The following is a 16575-nucleotide window of genomic DNA, read 5'->3' on the forward strand; positions in this document are numbered from 1 at the left end:
ATGGCGGAAATGGCCGATACAAGAATGCGCATCCACGACATGTACCTGCCTGGAACGTGTCAGGTGGATTCACCACAAATTGAGCGCCAAGACCCTACCCAATAACGGCAGGTGAGCACTAAGATATCCCTTTGGGGGTGCCGACTCGTCTTGGGTGCGGGCATTGCGGGGAACGTCCCGTTCACTTGCCCAACATCAATTGAGACGGAGTTCAAATGAAGAAGATCCTGGGATCGGCATTAGCCGCCCTGCTGCTGGCCGGAGCCGTATTCGTCGGCGGTGCCGCCGACGTTGCGAAGCACGACAGCGATTCGGTGCAGAGCATCGGCATCGTCAAGACCTTGGGCGGCAACAACAACTGGCCGTTGCGCGAAGTCAACCCGGAAGCTGGCGTCAGCCGCACCTCCGGCAACAACAACTGGCCGCTGTAGCTTCCGCTGCCGGCAAAAGACCTGGGTACCTTCTCCGAGGCAGATGACCAAGGGGTTTGATTCGTCGGATTCCCCGAGGGATTCGAGAGCCCATCGGAAGGCTACGCGGTATTGCTCCATCCAAGATGTCCGGCCGGGATTCCCGGCCGGACATCTTGGCCTTAACGCAAAAATGCCGGTGTCATGAGCGCTGGGCCCGGACCGATCTGCGGGCAGGCAGGGCGGACTCGAGCTTGCTGCGCAGCTAGGATGACGGGCATGGAGCCAGTCGCGAAACCGAATGCACCCGTCGTCGAGTTGCGCGATGCGGTCCAGGACGACGCCCCGGCCATTGCCCGGGCCCTGGTTGCGGCCTGGCGCGCAGCCTACGCGGGCATCATCGATGCCGCATTCCTGGAGAGCATGGACGTGGACCTCATCGCCCGGAGCTGGGCGCGGACCCTGGCCCGGGGAATGGTTTACCGCCCGATCGTCGCTGTGGTTGGCGCGGAGGTGGTGGGGTTTTGCCAGTTCGGCGTGCCGCGGGACAAAGCGGCCGCAGACGTCGGGGAACTGTACGCGCTGAACCTGCTTCCGGAGTGCTGGGGCAGGGGTTTGGGTACCGTGCTCCTGCGTGAGGCCGCCGGGCGGCTGCGCGTGCGAGGCTACGCCGAGGCCTATCTCTGGGTCGCCGAGGGAAACCAGCGGGCCATGGACCTGTACCTGCGCCACGGGTGGCGGGACACGGGGATCACCAAGGGAGACCCGCGCTTCACCCCGCCCCTGATCGAGCGTCGGTTCCGCCTCGACTTCGACTGAGTCGTCCTGTGCCACGGATGCCGGGCACGAGCCTAGTCGAAGGGCGTCTTTGGTCGCCCGAGGCGTTTTCCGTCGACCAGGAAATCGGTCCGTTCGTTGTAGAAGCAGACCAGCCCGGCCAGGGCCGCGGATTCGGGCAACGGCTTGGCGTAGCTCCATGCCACGTCCCGCCCTCCGCTGGCAGGTGCCCAGTAGTTGGCGGTTCCCTTGTACGGGCACATGCTCGAGGTCCCGGTGGCCACCAGCGCATCCCATCTCACATCCTCGGGCCGCAGGTAGTAGCGCGGTGGAATGTGCGTCTCAAAGAGCATGACCGGGTGCGAGGATTCGGCCAGCACCATGCCCTCGAGTTCCACGCGGACGTGCCTGCTGCCGGGAATGATGTCGACCCGGTGGAACGGGTCGCGCGGGTGGGCGTGGATGGACTGTTCTTCCTCACGCCAGTCGAAGGCCCAGAAATCCAGCAGCACGGCGCCATCCAGATCGGGATCCGCCAGGCGGAAGGCTGCCGCTTCCAGCGCATGCCCGGGCACCTGGACATCCAGGACGGTGCCTTCGGCGGTGTGTAGCGCAAAGGCATCATCGGGGGTCAGCACCTTGGCATCCTCCGGAACGGGGGAAGGCCCGGCAGCGGACTCGGTGAGCTCGGCCAGGACGTCGGATTCGGGTATTGCGTAGATCGGCACGATGCGCCGGGGTTCCCAGACCAAGAGCGCGTGCGTGGTATCCACCACGGGCTGGCCGCCGAGCGTGGCACGGACCCTCTTAGCGGTCGGTTCGTACTTCAAGGCGGAGAATGACTGGTTCAACAGGTGTGAAATTCGAGTGGCCACGGCGCCAGTATGCGCCCGGCCCGGGGCACGGTCAATGAGCGGATGCGTGGGCAAGCCGAACGATCCTGATGTGGCCGCCCGCGGTGTGCCGAAGAACCGGAACCGCATTGCAGTGTGTGTGTGTGTGTGTGTGGGCGAACCGCCAGCGGCCGGCTTCATTCGGCGGACTGCGTCCGGGTAGCCGCATGCATGGCCCCTTTCTCAAGACCAGGCAAATGACGTGGTTAGAAGTCCCTATCGAGCGTCCCGGCTTCGGCAGCGGGCGTCAGGGAGTTTGCGACTCCCGACATGCTGGCAACGGACGAAGTCGGAGTCCACACCATGGCGACGGCCGTGGTGGAGGTGCGCAGGCTGCCGGCCCCGCCGGTGGGGGCACCCAGCGTCACGGTGACGCTGGTTCTGGGAACCCCGGCGGTGGTCACCGTCGTCGCCGACATGGTGGCGTTGAAGGTGACGGTCTTTTGGCTCTTGGCGAAGTTGCCCTTGGTGTTTACCGAGCCCAGGTTCACCGTGCTGCCCGGCCGCTGGATGTCCACGGTGTCCCCGTTGTTGCCGGTGCCCAGGCCCTGGACGTTGCCGTCGCGCAGCCGGAGGGTCACCGGCAGGGAAGCGCCGGCCCATCCCGGGGTGACGGTTGCCAGGTTGACCTGCTGGCTGTAGGTGAAGCTCAGGGTGTCGCCGGCGTCGAGCTTGCCCGGGACCCCGGTGCCGTTGGCGGCCTGGATGTCCGCGGCGCGCAGGGGGCTGTTGTCCACGCGTCGGCTGGTTACGAGCGCGGAGATGGTTTCCCTGCCCGCGCCGTCGGTGAGGACGGCGCGGAAGTCATACAGTCCGTCGGCAACGGTCCGCGTGTCCCAGGCGCAGGAGTACGTTGCCGCGGCCAGGGTGCAGCGCGTGGTCCAGGTGTCCGTCCCGGCGGGCGAGGATTGGATCCGGACACTGCCCACGCCGGCCGTGGAGTTCGCGGCCGCCGTGAGGGTGGTGTTGCCCGACAGATAGGCACCCGGGTCCTCCAGGGACACCGAGGAGACGGTGTTGTCGACCACCCTGTTGGCGATGGGGGACGAGGTGGTGCTGTTGCCCGCCTGGTCCGTGGCGATGGCCCTGAAGCTGTAGGAGGCGGAAGCAAGGGTCGTGGTGTTGAAACGGCAGGAGTAGGGCGCCTCGGTGATGCTGCAGAGTTGCGCCCAGGTGCTGGTGCCGGTGCGGGCGTACTGGATCTGTACGTGGTCGGTGCCCGAGTGCGCGTCTGCGGCCGTGGCCGCGAAGGTGCTGGTTCCCCGAAGCGGTGTGCCGGGGTCGTTCATGGTCACTGTGGGGGCCGCATTGTCCACCAGTACGTCCGTGACGGTGTCCGAGTAGGTGGAGGTTCCACCCGCGACGGCCACCGCGCGCAGGTCGTACGAGATGTTGGCGAAGCTGCCGGTGGGCCAGGCGCACTTGTAGGGTGATGACGGCATCTGGCACAGCGTGGTCCATTTGTTGGCGCCCTCCACGGAGTATTCCACGCGGACGGCGTACGGGGTTCCGCCGGGGCTGTTGAGGGTGGCGGCGAGTTCCACGGTTCCCCGAACGGACTCTTCGGGACTATTGAGCGTCACCGAGAAGGTGTTCGCCACCGTGGTTTGCGCGGTGGAGGAGGTGGCGGTGAGACCGGCGTTGTCGGTAGCGATGGCACGGAGGCCATACGTTCCGTCCGGGAGCGACTGGGTGTTCCACTGGCACGTATAGGGGGATGCCGCTTGGGTGCACAATGTGGTCCACGCGCCGTTGGGTGGCAGGTACTGGATGGCTACGCTGCGGATTCCCGATACGGCATCGCTGGCTACCGCGGTCAGGGGGACGGTGCCCCGCACCGTGGCCCCGGGAGTGGGCATGGTGACCGAGGGCGGCGTCCAATCCGCTGCCGTTTCGAACGTGTTGGCCGCATTCGCGGTCGAGTCCGTGAACGCGGCTGAGGAGAAGGTTGAGGCCGTGGCCAGCACCAGGGCAACCAGGGCGGCCAGGATGCCGATGGCGGCACTTGCCTTCCAGAGACGGGAGCCGTGAGCCCGCGGAGGAGGGGCGCCGGTGGCCTCGTCCGCCTTCTTGTCCTCATCGTCGTCGTCTTCGGAGCGGTGGCCGCAGAACACGGCAAGGGCGACCGCGCAAAGTGTCAGCACGATCCACCACGCGAGGGCGACGAGGTTCCCGCTGCCCAACCAGAGCCCGGGGAGGCCCACTGACGGAACCAGCAGCCTGGCCTGGCCCGTGATCTGCCCACGCTCCAGCGGAGTGCTGTCCACCTCGGTGTTGGCGTCACCGGCGGTGACGAAGGTACCGTCGGAATTCTCGGCAACGATTCGGTGCAGCCGCGTCTTCTCCACCCCGCCCGGTTCGGCCTCCGCCGGGCTGGTGAACTGGACGACGCCGCCCACCGGGACCTCCTGGGTGGCACCGAAATCCGCCGCAAGCACCACGTCGCCGGCGCTGATGTGCGGTTCCATGGACCCGCTCTGCACCACGGTGCCGTTCCAGCCCAGCAAGGCAGGCAACATCGCTATCAGGGCCAGGCTCAGAAGTACGCCTAGGTACAGTCGCGAGGCAATGGCTGCCAAAAAGGGCACCCATCCTTCAGCGGAAAATAACGGGCTCCACCGGGAGGGGCTCCGGGCGGACCCGGGTTCCTCCCGGTTCACAGGTTAGATCTGACGTAGCCGCCGGGCTACGGAGCGGTGGGCGACTCGTCGGACTGCAGTTCCCACACCAGGTCGATGCCCACGCGGGCGCCCTGAAGGGCATTGACCTCGTCCTGGCTCATGCCGGTGGTGTCGAAACGCCAGGTCCCGCGATAGCTCTGGGATTCGCCGGGGTTGCCTGCCGTATCCCATGGCGCGCCGCCGGTGGCGAAATCCCGATTGACAGTGGACAGCTGGGCAATGGACATTTCCGGGACGTTGTTGGCCGTCGGAGTGAATCCGGTGCAATCGTTAAACGAGCCGCCGGCGCCCTGCTCCAAATCGAAGAAGATCCTGTCCTCCAGGCCCTTCGCGGATATCAGATTCTGGGTGTAGGCACGAACCTGGCCCGGGACGTTGGATTGGGAAGTGACCACGATGCACTTTTGGCCGGTCTGGCCGGGGACGATGTTTTCCACCGTGAATGCGGCCGCACCCAGGTCGTCGTCGGTGAGTACCACGTTGCCGGTGCTCCATGCGCTGCCGGCGTTGCGGGTGGAAGCCGTAAAGGCTGCTTGGGAACCCTGCCAGACCATTGCACCGGCAATCAGGACGGCCAACGGGGCGGCGCCGAACATGGCGATTTTACGGGTACGCGCAGAAGGGGTTTTCATGGCTGGGGTCCTTGCCTCGGAATCGATGTATTGATTTGCTACCCGGTTCGCCAAGCTGGCTGTTCCGGAAATACACGAGTTCGTCCCCAAACGCTGACGCTCACAAATTGCGGGGAGAGACAACATACTCGACACTAGCCGGGTTTCGGGCGTCGCGCCAGCAAGCACGCCAGGTCGAGGAACGTTTGACCAGCTCAGCGCCAAGGTTCGCTCCCTCGTCGGCAACACTTGGGGCCCGGAGTTTTCGCGACAGCCCAGATGCCCCCGGGCCGTCCCCAGCACAGCGCAGGCCCAACAGCTCCGGGGAGGCCACCGAGGTGGCTGGGCATGTCCCCGCGCCGTGGACAGCATCGGGCCCAATTTTTTTCCAGGCCACTGCTCGGCCTACGGGAGGCCGAGTCTGGTCAATACACCTCAGGGCTTGGCTCCGAGGACCAGCCCGTCGATGTCCTCGAGCGAAACCGGTCCGTAGTCCCGTGAATCGATCGATCGCTCCCGGTTGTCGCCCATGACGAAAACGGTCCCGTCGGGGACGTCTGTGCGTGGGTAGTAGGTCCCGTCGATGGTGGCCAGGTCCACGAACGGCTCGTCCACCGGGGACGAATCGACATACAGCACCGCGTCCTGGACCTCGATCTGCTGCCCTCCGACGGCAACGACCCGCTTGATCAGGGGAGTTCCGTCCACCGGGGACGGGAAAACCACCAGATCACCCGAATGCACGCCCGAGAGCTCCGGCCCCGGCTTGAAGACAAACACCAGGCTGCCGGCCTTCACCGTGGGTTCCATGCTGTCCGACTGGACCGCCACCGGCTCCAGGATCCAGAGCCGGCAGGCCAGGGTCACGAGCACAAACACTGCGGCGGCGATGGTCGTGAACCTGACCCGGAGCACCCGCCGCCGTCCGGCGGCGGGTGCTCCGGGGCGGTCCGTGATGGCCACGCTCAGTCATCTCCCGTTTCGGTGTCGAACTGGCACGGTGCGGCAAGGATCGGGTCATTGACATCCTCATCCATTTCGCCCAGGCCCACCCGGAATTGGAACATCATGGAATGGTCCTCGTGCGGGAGGTTGTGGCAATGCACCATGTATCGGCCCATGTGCGGTCCGAATTTCATGATGACCTTGACCTTCTCGTTTTCTCCGATGTACACCACGTCCTTCGGGCCCCGTTCCCAGGCCGCGGGCGGCTTGCCGTTCCGGCTGAGGATCTGGAAATCGATGAGGTGGATGTGGACCGGATGGAACCAGCCGCCGGACTTGTTCTCGATTTCCCAGATCTCCACGGAGCCCAGTTTGGGATCCGCGCTGGCGAGCTTGAAGTTGCTGGCGATGACGTCTTCCCAGGTCACTCCGTTGATGGTCCAGGGTTCGACCCCGTCGTCGCGCTGCACCCGGAAGTAGCGCTTTTCCTCCGCATCATCCTTGGTCAGTCCCATCACGTGGCTGTCCGCCAGCGTGCTGGGAATGAAGTTCCACTTCGGGTCGAGCTTCATCTCCGTTTCGCTCGGGGGTGCGACGACATCAAAGGCCATGATCTTGTTCGTGTTGTCATAGTCCCGGTTGTTCGCATTGGACAGGTTCCGCAATTGGATGCGCTGCCCCGGCTTGTACTTGCTGAAGTCGATCAGCACCTCATACCGTTCGGCCATCCCGTGGCGCCAGTACTTGACGGCCTGGCTCCGCGGCATCAGCCCGCCGTCGGTGGCCACCACGTACATGGGGTCTCCGGTGCTCAGCGTCGGGCGATAGGAGCGTGAGATGGATGCGTTGAGCACGCGGAAGCGATACACCCGCGGTTGGACCTTCATCACCGGCCAGGGCCTGCCGTTGACCAGGATCACGTCGCCCCAGAGACCGGAATGGTCCCGGTCGTCGTAGGCCAGGCTGCCGTTGGCGGCGAACATGGCGTCGCTGATGATCAACGGCACGTCGAAGGCGCCTTGTGGCAACAGCTCCCGCTCCGTCGCGTCGTGCATGATGTACAGCGCGGCGAGGCCCGAATAGACGTTCTGCGCCGTGAAGTGGACACCGTGGTCGTGGTACCAGAGCGAGCGTGCGGCCTGGGTATTGGGATAGTAATAATCCTTATAGAACCCCGGCAGCGTCACGTCGCTGGCGTAGCCGTCAAATTGAGGCAATGACGCCGAACCGTGCAGGTGCGTGGAGGTCGCCAGCAGGTGACCGAACGTCGGGTGGTTCTTCGGCATGTGGTTGCGCATGTGCACCACCGCACGGGTGCCTTGTTCCAGCTCAATGGTGGGGCCGGGAAAGATGCCGTTGTAGCCGAGGATACCGGTGGTCTGGCGCGGGAGGATCTGCGCGACAGCCTGGCGCATGCTGATCCGGTAGTGGTTCACCTTGGCGCCGTCGACTCCGGTGGAGACGGACGATGGATGCAGGACCGGAGGCCTGGCGAACGCAGCCGCGTACGGTTTGGGCATGTCACCGGCGCGCAGCTGGCTCGCGGACTTGGCGGAGACGGTGGATATCGGCACCGTCACCAGACCCGCACCGATGATCCCCAGGCCCCCAAGGCCGCCTAGTTGGATCAATTCCCTTCTGGAAATGGACATTGAAATTACCCCAAGCTTCTTACTGGTGTTTCGTGAAAGTCAGGCGGTCAACCGCCTGAATGGTGTTCCTTCCCCAGCGAAAGGCGGCCACCGTCCGGACCTTCGAGCACCAAGGCAACGGCCTTGTCCGGCAGCTCGAAAACCATGGTGGCCCGCACGGATTCACCTTCTTGGACAAAGGCTGCATCCGGAGAGGACCAGAGCGGGACCGGTTGGCCCGATCCGAGTCCGTCGACGATGAATCTTGCCGGATCCAGCCGGGTACCGGCAGGGTCCAGGGACGTGAACTGCACTTCGACGCGCACCCGGTGGGCGCCGTCCTGTGCATCTTGCTGCAGGGCCGCCACGGGGGAGGGCGGTTGCCATCCGTCCACCTCCAACGGGACAACCCCCGTGATCATGGCGATGCCCCCTGGAATCTCCGCCGGTGCACCCAATTGCACACTTGGAGCGGTCTTGGCCGTGGTGAGCGAGTAGCCAAGTCCGATGGCGAGTAAGCACAATAACCCCAGAGGGATGACCATGAGGTAGCGACGTGTGGCCGTTGCCGGCCGAAGCGTTCGAACCGCAACAGTACCCATGTCCACACATTGTCCAAAGTAACCTTGGGAAAACCTTGAGTTCCTTGTCAGAAACTGGATCCGTGGCCACGCCGCAACAATCCCGCGCCATGGCCTTCAGTGTCCGGCGGCCACTGGTGCAGCAATCCACCCGGTCCTCGGCATCCAAGCGGGCAGGCGCTCCGGCGGCCTGTTCCGCCGCTGCCTGCACTGCGCCGTGGGGCTGGATCGCCCGCCGAAAATGGCAATGGCCGGCAACCCTAAACAAACGCGCCGCATGTTGGTAGGTTCGGGTGAACATCACGGATGCAACACTCCGGTCTTGGGGACCGCGAACGGAGGGCTTGGGGCGGCATGGTCTGTTGGGGATGCAGTGGCCAATGGGGTGCGGGAACATGAACGGGGCCAGTCACTATGCCCTCCTGGGGGTTCTCTCCTCGGCGCCGCTTGCCGTGATCAAGGCAGCCCACCGCGCCCAAATGCGCGAACACCATCCCGACGCCTCCACCGGCAACGAGGAACTGGCCAAGGCCCTGAACGAGGCGCTGCGGGTATTGCAGGACGAGAAGCTGCGAGCCGCCTACGACGCGACCCTCGGCCTGGGCATGGGAAGCGCCGCCGGGATCCGCGGGGAACGGGCGGAAGCCGACCATTGGCAGGACGGGCAGCGAGTCCGGGACGCCGGGGTGCAGAACCGGGCGCGTTCCGCCGCGGCCGAGGCGATCCGCCGGGAGCGCGAACGCGACGGAGCCAGGGCCCGCCGCGAAGCCTGCGCCCGGGCCAACGCGCGCTGGTTTGCCCACCAGGATCCCGCGCACCTGGCGGGTCTGGACGTCTTCGCACGCAGCGAGATCAGGCTCTCCTCCATGCGCTGGCACCAGCGGGACTACCCGCCACTGCGGATCCGCGAGCCCGGGCGGCGGGGTCCGGGATGGGGTCGGATCGGTGCGTGGCTGCTGTTGGCCATCGTGATGCTGGTTGCCTGCGTGCCGGCGGCGATCGTAGCGCGGGGAAACCGGGCACCGGCGGCAACCGTCCTGCTGCTGGTGCTCCTGGTTCCGGTGCCGGCGCTGCTGGGTGCCTGGGCACGGGCCGGCGGTCGCGCAGGACCCTGGCCAAGCGTTCCCTACGTCCTGTTCCTCGCCTACGCCGGCGCACTGCTGGTCCCCGCGCTCGCCGGAGGCCCCAATGCCAACCCCGTTCCGCTGGGCTGGTTGTGCGCCTACCTGGTGGGCGTCGAAACCGTCCGGGCGACGACTGCCCCGCCCCGCCGGCCCCGAGCCAGGAGGCTGTTGGATCCGCAACAGGTGCGGGAGCGCACGGGCTGGGAGTTCGGCCCGTCCCTGGACACCGCGGAACTACTCACCGGCCAGTTGCTGGCGCACCTGGACCGGCTGCCCGGGAGCCGCACGATCCACCCGCTGGCATTTCCCGGGGACCCGAACCGGCAGGTGGGCCACGGCGTGCTCTGCGGCAACCGCCTGGCCCTTCTCGAATCCATCCACTGCCCCGGAGGCCAGTACTTTTGGTGGCAGGGCAGGCTGCTGGGACAACGCCCTGGCCGAGACCCGGCGGACATCGGGAACCGGTTCCCGCTGGCCGTGGCGGGCTACCGCAGGTTGTTTCCCGAACTCCAGGTGCGCGGCTGGACGGTGTTCCACGCCAGCGACGGGGCGGCCATGCTCACCAACAACCAGGCCGCCGGGGGGCTGCCGCGGCTGGCCACCGCCCAGATGGCGCTGCGCGAGGTGGGGGACTGGCTGGCAGGCGGGGAGCCGAATGTCGTTGACCGGCAGGCCCTCTCGGCCCTGGTGCTCGGCTTCGGCAGGGGCGAACGCCTGCTCCCGTAGTCCCGCCGGCTCCCGGCCCGCCGGGCACCGCAACAATTGGGGTATCGACCACCGGTGACGCGGCGGTGCCCCGGGCCTATCATGGGAAAGACCCCCCCCATGGGTACGCCACGCCGCGACGAAGCGGTGGGTGTGCACCCATACGTCGCAAGGAGTCAGCGATGAGCGACACCGAGCAGTCCATCAGCCGCTACACCACGGGGAACCTGCGCGAGCGGCTGCATGCCGCACTGCGGGACTCGGGGCTGGAACCGGAGGTCCTGCAACCGGAGGAGCTCGGCGAAGCCGACCACCTGCACACCGGCGGCAGGGCCGCCACCGCGGCGGTGGCACAGGCGGTGGGCATCGGGCTGGGAACCCGGGTGCTGGATGTGGGCAGCGGCATCGGCGGCCCCGCGCGCTACTTTGCGCACCTGGGTGCGGTGGTCACCGGCGTGGACGTCACCGAGGAATTCGTCGTCCTGGCCAGGGAGCTTGACGCCGCCTGCGCCATGGCCGGCTCCATCACCATGCTGGTTGCCCCGGGACACCAGACGGGCCTGCCCGCCGGCTCCTTCGACGTCGCAACCATGCTGCACGTGGGCATGAACCTGGCCGACAAGCCGGCGGTGTTCACCGAGGTGCACCGCTTGCTGCATCCCGGGGGAGTGTTCGGGGTCTACGACCTGATGGGCACCAACACCGTTGGCTACCCCATGCCGTGGGCCGACGCCGCATCGGCGTCCTATGTGGAAACCGAGGAAGGCTACCTCGATCACCTGCGCGCGGCCGGGTTCACCGTCACCGAAAACACCGACCGCAGCGCCGCGGTGCTCAAGCACATGGCCGAGGCCGACGCCGCCTCGCGACGCTCCCCCTCGCCCCTGGCCACCCCGATCCTGCTGGGCGCGGACCCGGCGGACAGGATGGGAAACCTGGTGGCGGCGGTAAAGTCCGGTGCCCTGGTGCCCCGTTTGCTGGTTGCCGTGCGCCACGTCTAGGGGTCGAATCCGCAGCGGAGGCGCTGCCGCTTCCGCGCGGGCCGCGGTGCCGGGGTCCTGTCCGCCCCACGTAGAATGTTTCACTGGCGCTGCCCACTGCGGCGTGCGGGAGAAACCCGCGCCTGCGCGCACACGCAACATAAGGAGCACACCGTGGCCCAACCGAAGAACCTGAAGAAGCTTGTCCGCACCCGCATGGACCGCACCGGTGAAAGCTACACCACCGCCCGCAAGGCGATCCTCGCCGCCAAGCCCAACCGCCCGGCCAGCGCCCAGGATGCCGCCGCCGCTGCCGCTGCGGCCGAGGAAGCGGAGCTGCCCGAGTACCCCGCCCCGGAGAACGTCCTGCAGTACGATGCGGGGCTCTGGCACCGCGTGCTGACCCAGGCCGGGGTCACCCACCCGCTCACCGGCGAGCCGCTGTCCGAGCCGCTGCTGGCCGGGCTTGCCGGCGGCATCGGCTTCATGGCCTTCACCTTCGTCTACGAGGAAGTCACCACGGCCACCGTGGTCACCCGGGCGCACCCGGAGCCATACACCGCCAACCTGCTGGCCCGCTGCGGGGCCGTGCTCAGCGAGCGCACCACCGGCAGTGCGCGCCTGGCCGCCGACTACCTGGACGCCGGGCTGGATGCCGGGCGCGCCGTGGTGGTGCGCGCCTCCGTTGCCGCCCTGCCGTGGATCGACGCCGACGTGGTGGAGGACTCCGACTCCATCGACCTGGTGGTCGTCGGCGAACACGGCGATGACCTGCTCATCGACGACGGCTCCGGCTCGCTGACCCCCATCAGCCCCGAAGACCTGGCCTTTGCCCGCTCCCGGCGCAAGAAGGACAAGCACTGGCAGGCCTGGGTCCCCGAGCGCACCGGCCCGGACGCCGCCACCCTGGCCGCCAATGTGCGCGAGGCCATTGCGCAAACCACCGGGCGCCTGCTGGGCACCAGCGAGCTGGAGGGAATCCCCACGCACTTCGCCAAGAACTTCGGCATCGCCGGGATGGACAACTGGGCCCAGAAGCTGCGCGACACCACCACCGCCAAGGGCTGGACCCGGATCTTCGCCGAGCCCGCGCGCCTGGAATCCGGACTGTCCCAGGTCCTGGGCTTCCTCACCGACACCCGCTTCGGCGGACTGGGCGCGCTGCGCGGCCAGTACGCGGACTTCCTCACCGAGGCCGCCACGCTGCCCGGACTCGCGCCGCTGGCCGCCCACGCCGCCGACTACGCGCACCTGGCCCAGGACTGGATCGTGTTCACCGATCTCATCGACCCGGCCATCGACCCCGAGGCGCGCTCGGGGCATTTCGCGACCCTGGCCGACCAGCTCGAGGTCATTGCCGCGGCAGAGGAACGCGCGGCCACCGCGCTGGCCGCCACGCTGGGCACCCTGGGCAACTGAAGCCCACTCTCGGGAACGGCGTCGCCCACCCATCGGGGCACGTCACGCGGGCGGGGTCCGGGTGAGGCGGGAGCCGGCCCCCGCCGGCGGGCTGATAGGGTGGTTCGGTGACTTACGAGATTGAAATCGGGCGCTCCAAGCGCGCAGCCCAGGCGTACTCCCTTGACGATGTGGCGATTGTCCCCAACCGCCGCACCCGCGACCCGCAGGATGTCTCGGTGACCTGGCAGATCGACGCCTACAAATTCGAGACCCCGATCCTGGGCGCGCCCATGGACTCGGTGATGAGCCCCGCCACCGCCATCGCGCTGGGCAAGCTCGGCGGCCTGGGCGTGCTGAACCTCGAGGGGTTGTGGACCCGCTACGAGGACCCGGCCAAGGTGCTCGAGGAGATCGCAGCCCTTCAGTCCGCCAACGGCGGGCACTTCGACCCGGCCATCACCGCACGCCTGCAGGAGCTCTACGCCGCGCCGATCCAGCCCGAGCTGATCACCGCGCGCCTGGCGGAAATCCGCGACGCCGGGGTGACGGTGGCCGGTTCGCTGACCCCGCAGCGCACCCAGGAGCACTATAAGACCGTCGTGGCCGCGGGCGTTGACGTGTTCGTCATCCGCGGCACCACCGTCTCGGCCGAGCACGTGTCCAAGAACCAGGAACCGCTGAACCTCAAGCAGTTCATCTACGAGCTCGACGTCCCGGTCATCGTCGGCGGAGCCGCCGGCTACACCCCGGCACTGCACCTGATGCGTACCGGCGCCGCCGGCGTGCTGGTCGGCTTTGGCGGCGGCGCCTCGGGCACCACCCGCCGCGCCCTGGGCATCCACGCGCCGATGGCCACCGCCATCTCCGACGTCGCCGAGGCCCGCCGCGACTACCTGGACGAATCCGGCGGACGCTACGTGCACGTGATCGCCGACGGCGGCCTGGGCACCAGCGGCGACATCGTCAAGGCCATCGCCATGGGCGCCGACGCAGTGATGCTCGGCACCGCCCTGGCCCGCGCGCAGGAAGCCCCGGGAGCCGGCTGGCACTGGGGCATGGAGGCCGCGCACGAGGACAGCCCGCGCGGGGACCGGGTCAAGGTCGGCACCGTGGGACCCATGGAGACGGTGCTCTTCGGCCCCTCGAGCCACACCAACGGCACCTCGAACATCGTCGGTGCGCTGCGCCGCTCGATGGCCACCACCGGGTATTCGGACCTCAAGGAATTCCAGCGCGTCGACATGGTGGTTTCCCCCTACGAGGCCGACTAGCGACACCGGCGATCCGCCACAGGCGCCAACCGCGTCAACGACGGCCGGGCACGATCCGCCGCTTCCACCAGGAAAGCGGGCGATCGGCGCCCGGCCGTTTCGCATCTGCCTGCGACCCCTGCCCGCGACCCCTGCCCGCGACCCCTGCCCGCGACCCCGCCCTGCATGCCGGGCGGCTGCCCCGTGTACGCTACAAAGCCAGGGCACACCGTCGCTTGTCCAGCCCCCCTTCCCGCCCGTTGACCGCCACCTTCGAATCGATCCCCATGACTTCAACCCAGCCGACGCCGGAAGACGAGACAACCCCCGAGCTGACCACCGGCGCCATGGTGGTCCTTGAACTGGCCGCCCCCACCCGCGACGAGGCGGTCGCGGTCCTGGCCGAGCGACTCCTTGCGGCCAACCGGATCGCGGACCTTCCCGGCTTCCTCTCCGATGTCCACCGCCACGAGCACCAGCTGGCCACCGGCCTTCCCGGCGGCATCGGCCTGGCCCACGCCCGCAGCTCCTTCGTGGCGGCGCCCAGCATCTCGGTGGGCGTCATGGCCTACGGCCACGGCCTGGACTTCGGCGCCAAGGACGGAGCAGCGCATGTGGTGCTGCTGCTGGCCACCCCCGCGTCCAGTTATTCCGGGCACCTGATGATGCTCGCCGCGTTGGCCCGCTCGCTGGCCAAGGAGTCGTTCCGCGAATCCCTGCGCCGCGCCAACGACCCCGGGGTCATCGCCGAGCTGATCAACTCCACCGTCGACTTCTCCACCGTCCGATACTTCACCATCCCCGGCCGACTCCCTGGCCGACCCCGGGCTGGCCCCCCGCATCGGGCCCGTCGGGCACCGCAGGCGCCCGCGGGGTACCGCGCGGTGTAATCCGCGCCACGTCGGCATCCCGTGATCCTTCCCTTGCCGGGCGCCACCGAACCCCCGGTCGCCAGCGGAAACGCGCCCCCGGGCACATCCCGCGGGCCGGTCGGCGCCGCCGGGAACGAGCGGTGCGCGCCATGGGTTCCATTGGCTCTTCCACGTCGAATCGAAGTACGGTGGTACTGTGCTGAAAACTGCCCTTAAACCCCGTTGGATCCTGGCCTTGGTTGGCGCCCTCGTTGTTGCCACCGGCTTCGTCCTGCTGAGTCAATGGCAGTTCAACCGCTCGCAGACCGAGGCCCCGCCCCCGGTGACCACCACCGAGCGCGTCGTTCCGCTCACCGGCTACCTGAAGCCCGCCACGGACCTGATGGCCCGCGAGGCAGACCAGATGGTCTCCGCCTCCGGCAGCTTCCTGCCCGGCACGCAGGTCCTGGTGAAGAACCGCATCGAGGATTCGCGCACCGGCTACTGGGTCGTCGCGGCCTTCGCGGTCGACGGAGCGCCGGCGGGCAACACCATCCCGGTGGTGCGTGGTTGGCAGCCCGACGACGCAACCCCCGCCGCCGCCCCGACTGGGACGCTGGAGATCACCGGCCGGCTGCTGCCCACCGAGGCGCCCATCGCCGAGGACGCGCGCAACGGCATCTTCCCCTCGCTGTCCGTGGCCCAGCTGATCAACGTCTGGGACGTGCCCTCCTACAGCGGCTTCGTCGTCGCCTCGACGGTGGCCGGCGCCGACGGCACCGACCTCTCCGCCGCCGCGACCGGGTTGGTCCAGGTCGACGTGGGCCCGCAGCCCCAGGAGCGCCAGATCAACTGGCTGAACATCTTCTACGGCATCGAGTGGGTGGTCTTCGCCGGATTCGCAGTGTTCCTCTGGTACCGGCTGGTGGCCGACGACTACCGCCGCCAGCGGGAGGACATCGCCGATGCCGCCGCCCTTGCAGCGGGCCTGGACCCGGCGATCGTCTACCAGCGCCAGCTCGACCACGAGAACCCGGCGACGGCATCCCCGGACTCTGCCTCACCCGAACACGTCGCGCCGGACTCTGCCTCCCCGGGCTCCACGTCCGAGAACCCCACGTCAGCAAACCCCGCCCCCCAGAACCGCGAATCCCCAACCAGCGCTTCCCAACACAAGGACCAGTCGTGACCGAAGAAAACTCCGCCCCCAAGGTGCGCCGCTTTGCCGGCACCCCCTCCCAGATCCGCGGCGCCGCCACCTTCTACAAGGTGCTGGCCTACGCCACCGGCGTGATGCTGCTGCTGCTCTGTGCCGAAATGATCGTGAAGTACTTCTGGCACCTGGAGCTCTTCATCGGCGGCACCCTGCTCGACGGCGGCTCCAACGCCGTGGGCCTGGTCAACCGGGCCGACATCGCCGGCGGCGTCAACGTCTCGCTGGCCATCCTGATCATCCACGGCTGGATGTACGTCGTCTACCTGCTGGCCGACTTCCGCCTGTGGTCGCTGATGCGCTGGCCCTTCAGCCGCTTCATCACCATCGCCCTGGGCGGCGTCGTGCCGTTGCTCTCCTTCTTCATGGAGAAGAAGGTCCACGGCGAGGTCGAGACCGAGCTGGCCTCCCACCCGCAGGCCGCCAAGCGCTACTAAGCCACGCGGCGCTGCGCCCAGCAGCACCTCCCGCCGGCGCCAACCCGCCGGCGCGCAACCGCCCGGGGCGGTCTTCGCATGCGCA

General features: G+C 67.7%; 14 protein-coding genes and 1 pseudogene. 9 read left to right on the plus strand and 6 right to left on the minus strand.

Annotated elements, in window-relative coordinates:
• Window positions 1-215: 215 nt before the first annotated feature.
• On the plus strand, window positions 216-431 hold the full coding sequence (locus ACIPUB_RS05165) for a hypothetical protein (RefSeq protein WP_407606395.1): 216 nt from the start codon (window positions 216-218) through the stop codon (window positions 429-431).
• A 258-nt stretch (window positions 432-689) separates the two neighbouring features.
• The gene (locus ACIPUB_RS05170) at window positions 690-1229 is read left to right on the plus strand and encodes a GNAT family N-acetyltransferase (RefSeq protein WP_407606396.1); all 540 of its coding nucleotides are present in this window, start codon (window positions 690-692) and stop codon (window positions 1227-1229) included.
• 32 nt (window positions 1230-1261) lie between these two features.
• Here ACIPUB_RS05170 and ACIPUB_RS05175 read toward each other — a convergent pair whose 3' ends face one another.
• The 6 genes from ACIPUB_RS05175 to ACIPUB_RS05200 all read right to left on the minus strand — a co-directional run bounded on the left by ACIPUB_RS05175 (window position 1262) and on the right by ACIPUB_RS05200 (window position 8550).
• Complete coding sequence (locus ACIPUB_RS05175) at window positions 1262-2062, minus strand: DUF427 domain-containing protein (RefSeq protein ID WP_407606397.1); 801 nt, start codon at window positions 2060-2062, stop codon at window positions 1262-1264.
• A 224-nt stretch (window positions 2063-2286) separates the two neighbouring features.
• Window positions 2287-4668, minus strand: coding sequence for an Ig-like domain-containing protein (locus tag ACIPUB_RS05180; protein ID WP_407606398.1), 2382 nt, complete (start codon window positions 4666-4668; stop codon window positions 2287-2289).
• Between the two features lie 98 nt (window positions 4669-4766).
• On the minus strand, window positions 4767-5393 hold the full coding sequence (locus tag ACIPUB_RS05185; protein ID WP_407606399.1) for a hypothetical protein: 627 nt from the start codon (window positions 5391-5393) through the stop codon (window positions 4767-4769).
• A gap of 414 nt (window positions 5394-5807) precedes the next feature.
• Window positions 5808-6335 carry a signal peptidase I gene (lepB, locus tag ACIPUB_RS05190; protein WP_407606400.1) on the minus strand — a complete coding sequence of 176 codons (528 nt, stop codon included), beginning with the start codon at window positions 6333-6335 and terminating at the stop codon, window positions 5808-5810.
• 2 nt (window positions 6336-6337) lie between these two features.
• Complete coding sequence (locus tag ACIPUB_RS05195; protein ID WP_407606401.1) at window positions 6338-7969, minus strand: multicopper oxidase family protein; 1632 nt, start codon at window positions 7967-7969, stop codon at window positions 6338-6340.
• Window positions 7970-8016: 47 nt separating this feature from the next.
• Window positions 8017-8550, minus strand: coding sequence for a hypothetical protein (locus ACIPUB_RS05200; protein WP_407606402.1), 534 nt, complete (start codon window positions 8548-8550; stop codon window positions 8017-8019).
• A 374-nt stretch (window positions 8551-8924) separates the two neighbouring features.
• Here ACIPUB_RS05200 and ACIPUB_RS05205 point away from each other — a divergent pair, with 374 nt between their 5' ends.
• From ACIPUB_RS05205 to ACIPUB_RS05235, 7 genes and pseudogenes are all read left to right on the plus strand, one after another.
• A complete protein-coding gene (locus ACIPUB_RS05205) occupies window positions 8925-10379 on the plus strand; it encodes a J domain-containing protein (RefSeq protein WP_407606403.1) in 1455 nt (484 codons plus the stop codon).
• A gap of 161 nt (window positions 10380-10540) precedes the next feature.
• Window positions 10541-11359, plus strand: coding sequence for a class I SAM-dependent methyltransferase (locus ACIPUB_RS05210; RefSeq protein ID WP_407606404.1), 819 nt, complete (start codon window positions 10541-10543; stop codon window positions 11357-11359).
• Between the two features lie 153 nt (window positions 11360-11512).
• Window positions 11513-12757, plus strand: a complete 1245-nt coding sequence (locus tag ACIPUB_RS05215; RefSeq protein WP_407606405.1) for a DUF4872 domain-containing protein — start codon at window positions 11513-11515, stop codon at window positions 12755-12757.
• Window positions 12758-12864: 107 nt separating this feature from the next.
• Complete coding sequence (locus ACIPUB_RS05220; RefSeq protein WP_264270890.1) at window positions 12865-14010, plus strand: GuaB3 family IMP dehydrogenase-related protein; 1146 nt, start codon at window positions 12865-12867, stop codon at window positions 14008-14010.
• Between the two features lie 266 nt (window positions 14011-14276).
• A pseudogene (locus tag ACIPUB_RS05225) lies at window positions 14277-14765 on the plus strand (PTS sugar transporter subunit IIA); the annotation flags it as partial.
• A 292-nt stretch (window positions 14766-15057) separates the two neighbouring features.
• Entirely contained in the window at window positions 15058-16029 is a 972-nt protein-coding gene (locus ACIPUB_RS05230; RefSeq protein ID WP_407606406.1) for an SURF1 family protein, read from the plus strand.
• On the plus strand, window positions 16026-16490 hold the full coding sequence (locus ACIPUB_RS05235) for a DUF3817 domain-containing protein (RefSeq protein WP_264270893.1): 465 nt from the start codon (window positions 16026-16028) through the stop codon (window positions 16488-16490). The genes ACIPUB_RS05230 and ACIPUB_RS05235 overlap by 4 nt, the downstream gene beginning before the upstream one ends.
• Window positions 16491-16575: the final 85 nt, after the last annotated feature.

It is taken from the genome of Paeniglutamicibacter sp. ORCA_105 (assembly GCF_045798545.1).
In the GTDB taxonomy this organism is placed as follows: Bacteria; Actinomycetota; Actinomycetes; order Actinomycetales; family Micrococcaceae; genus Paeniglutamicibacter; species Paeniglutamicibacter sulfureus.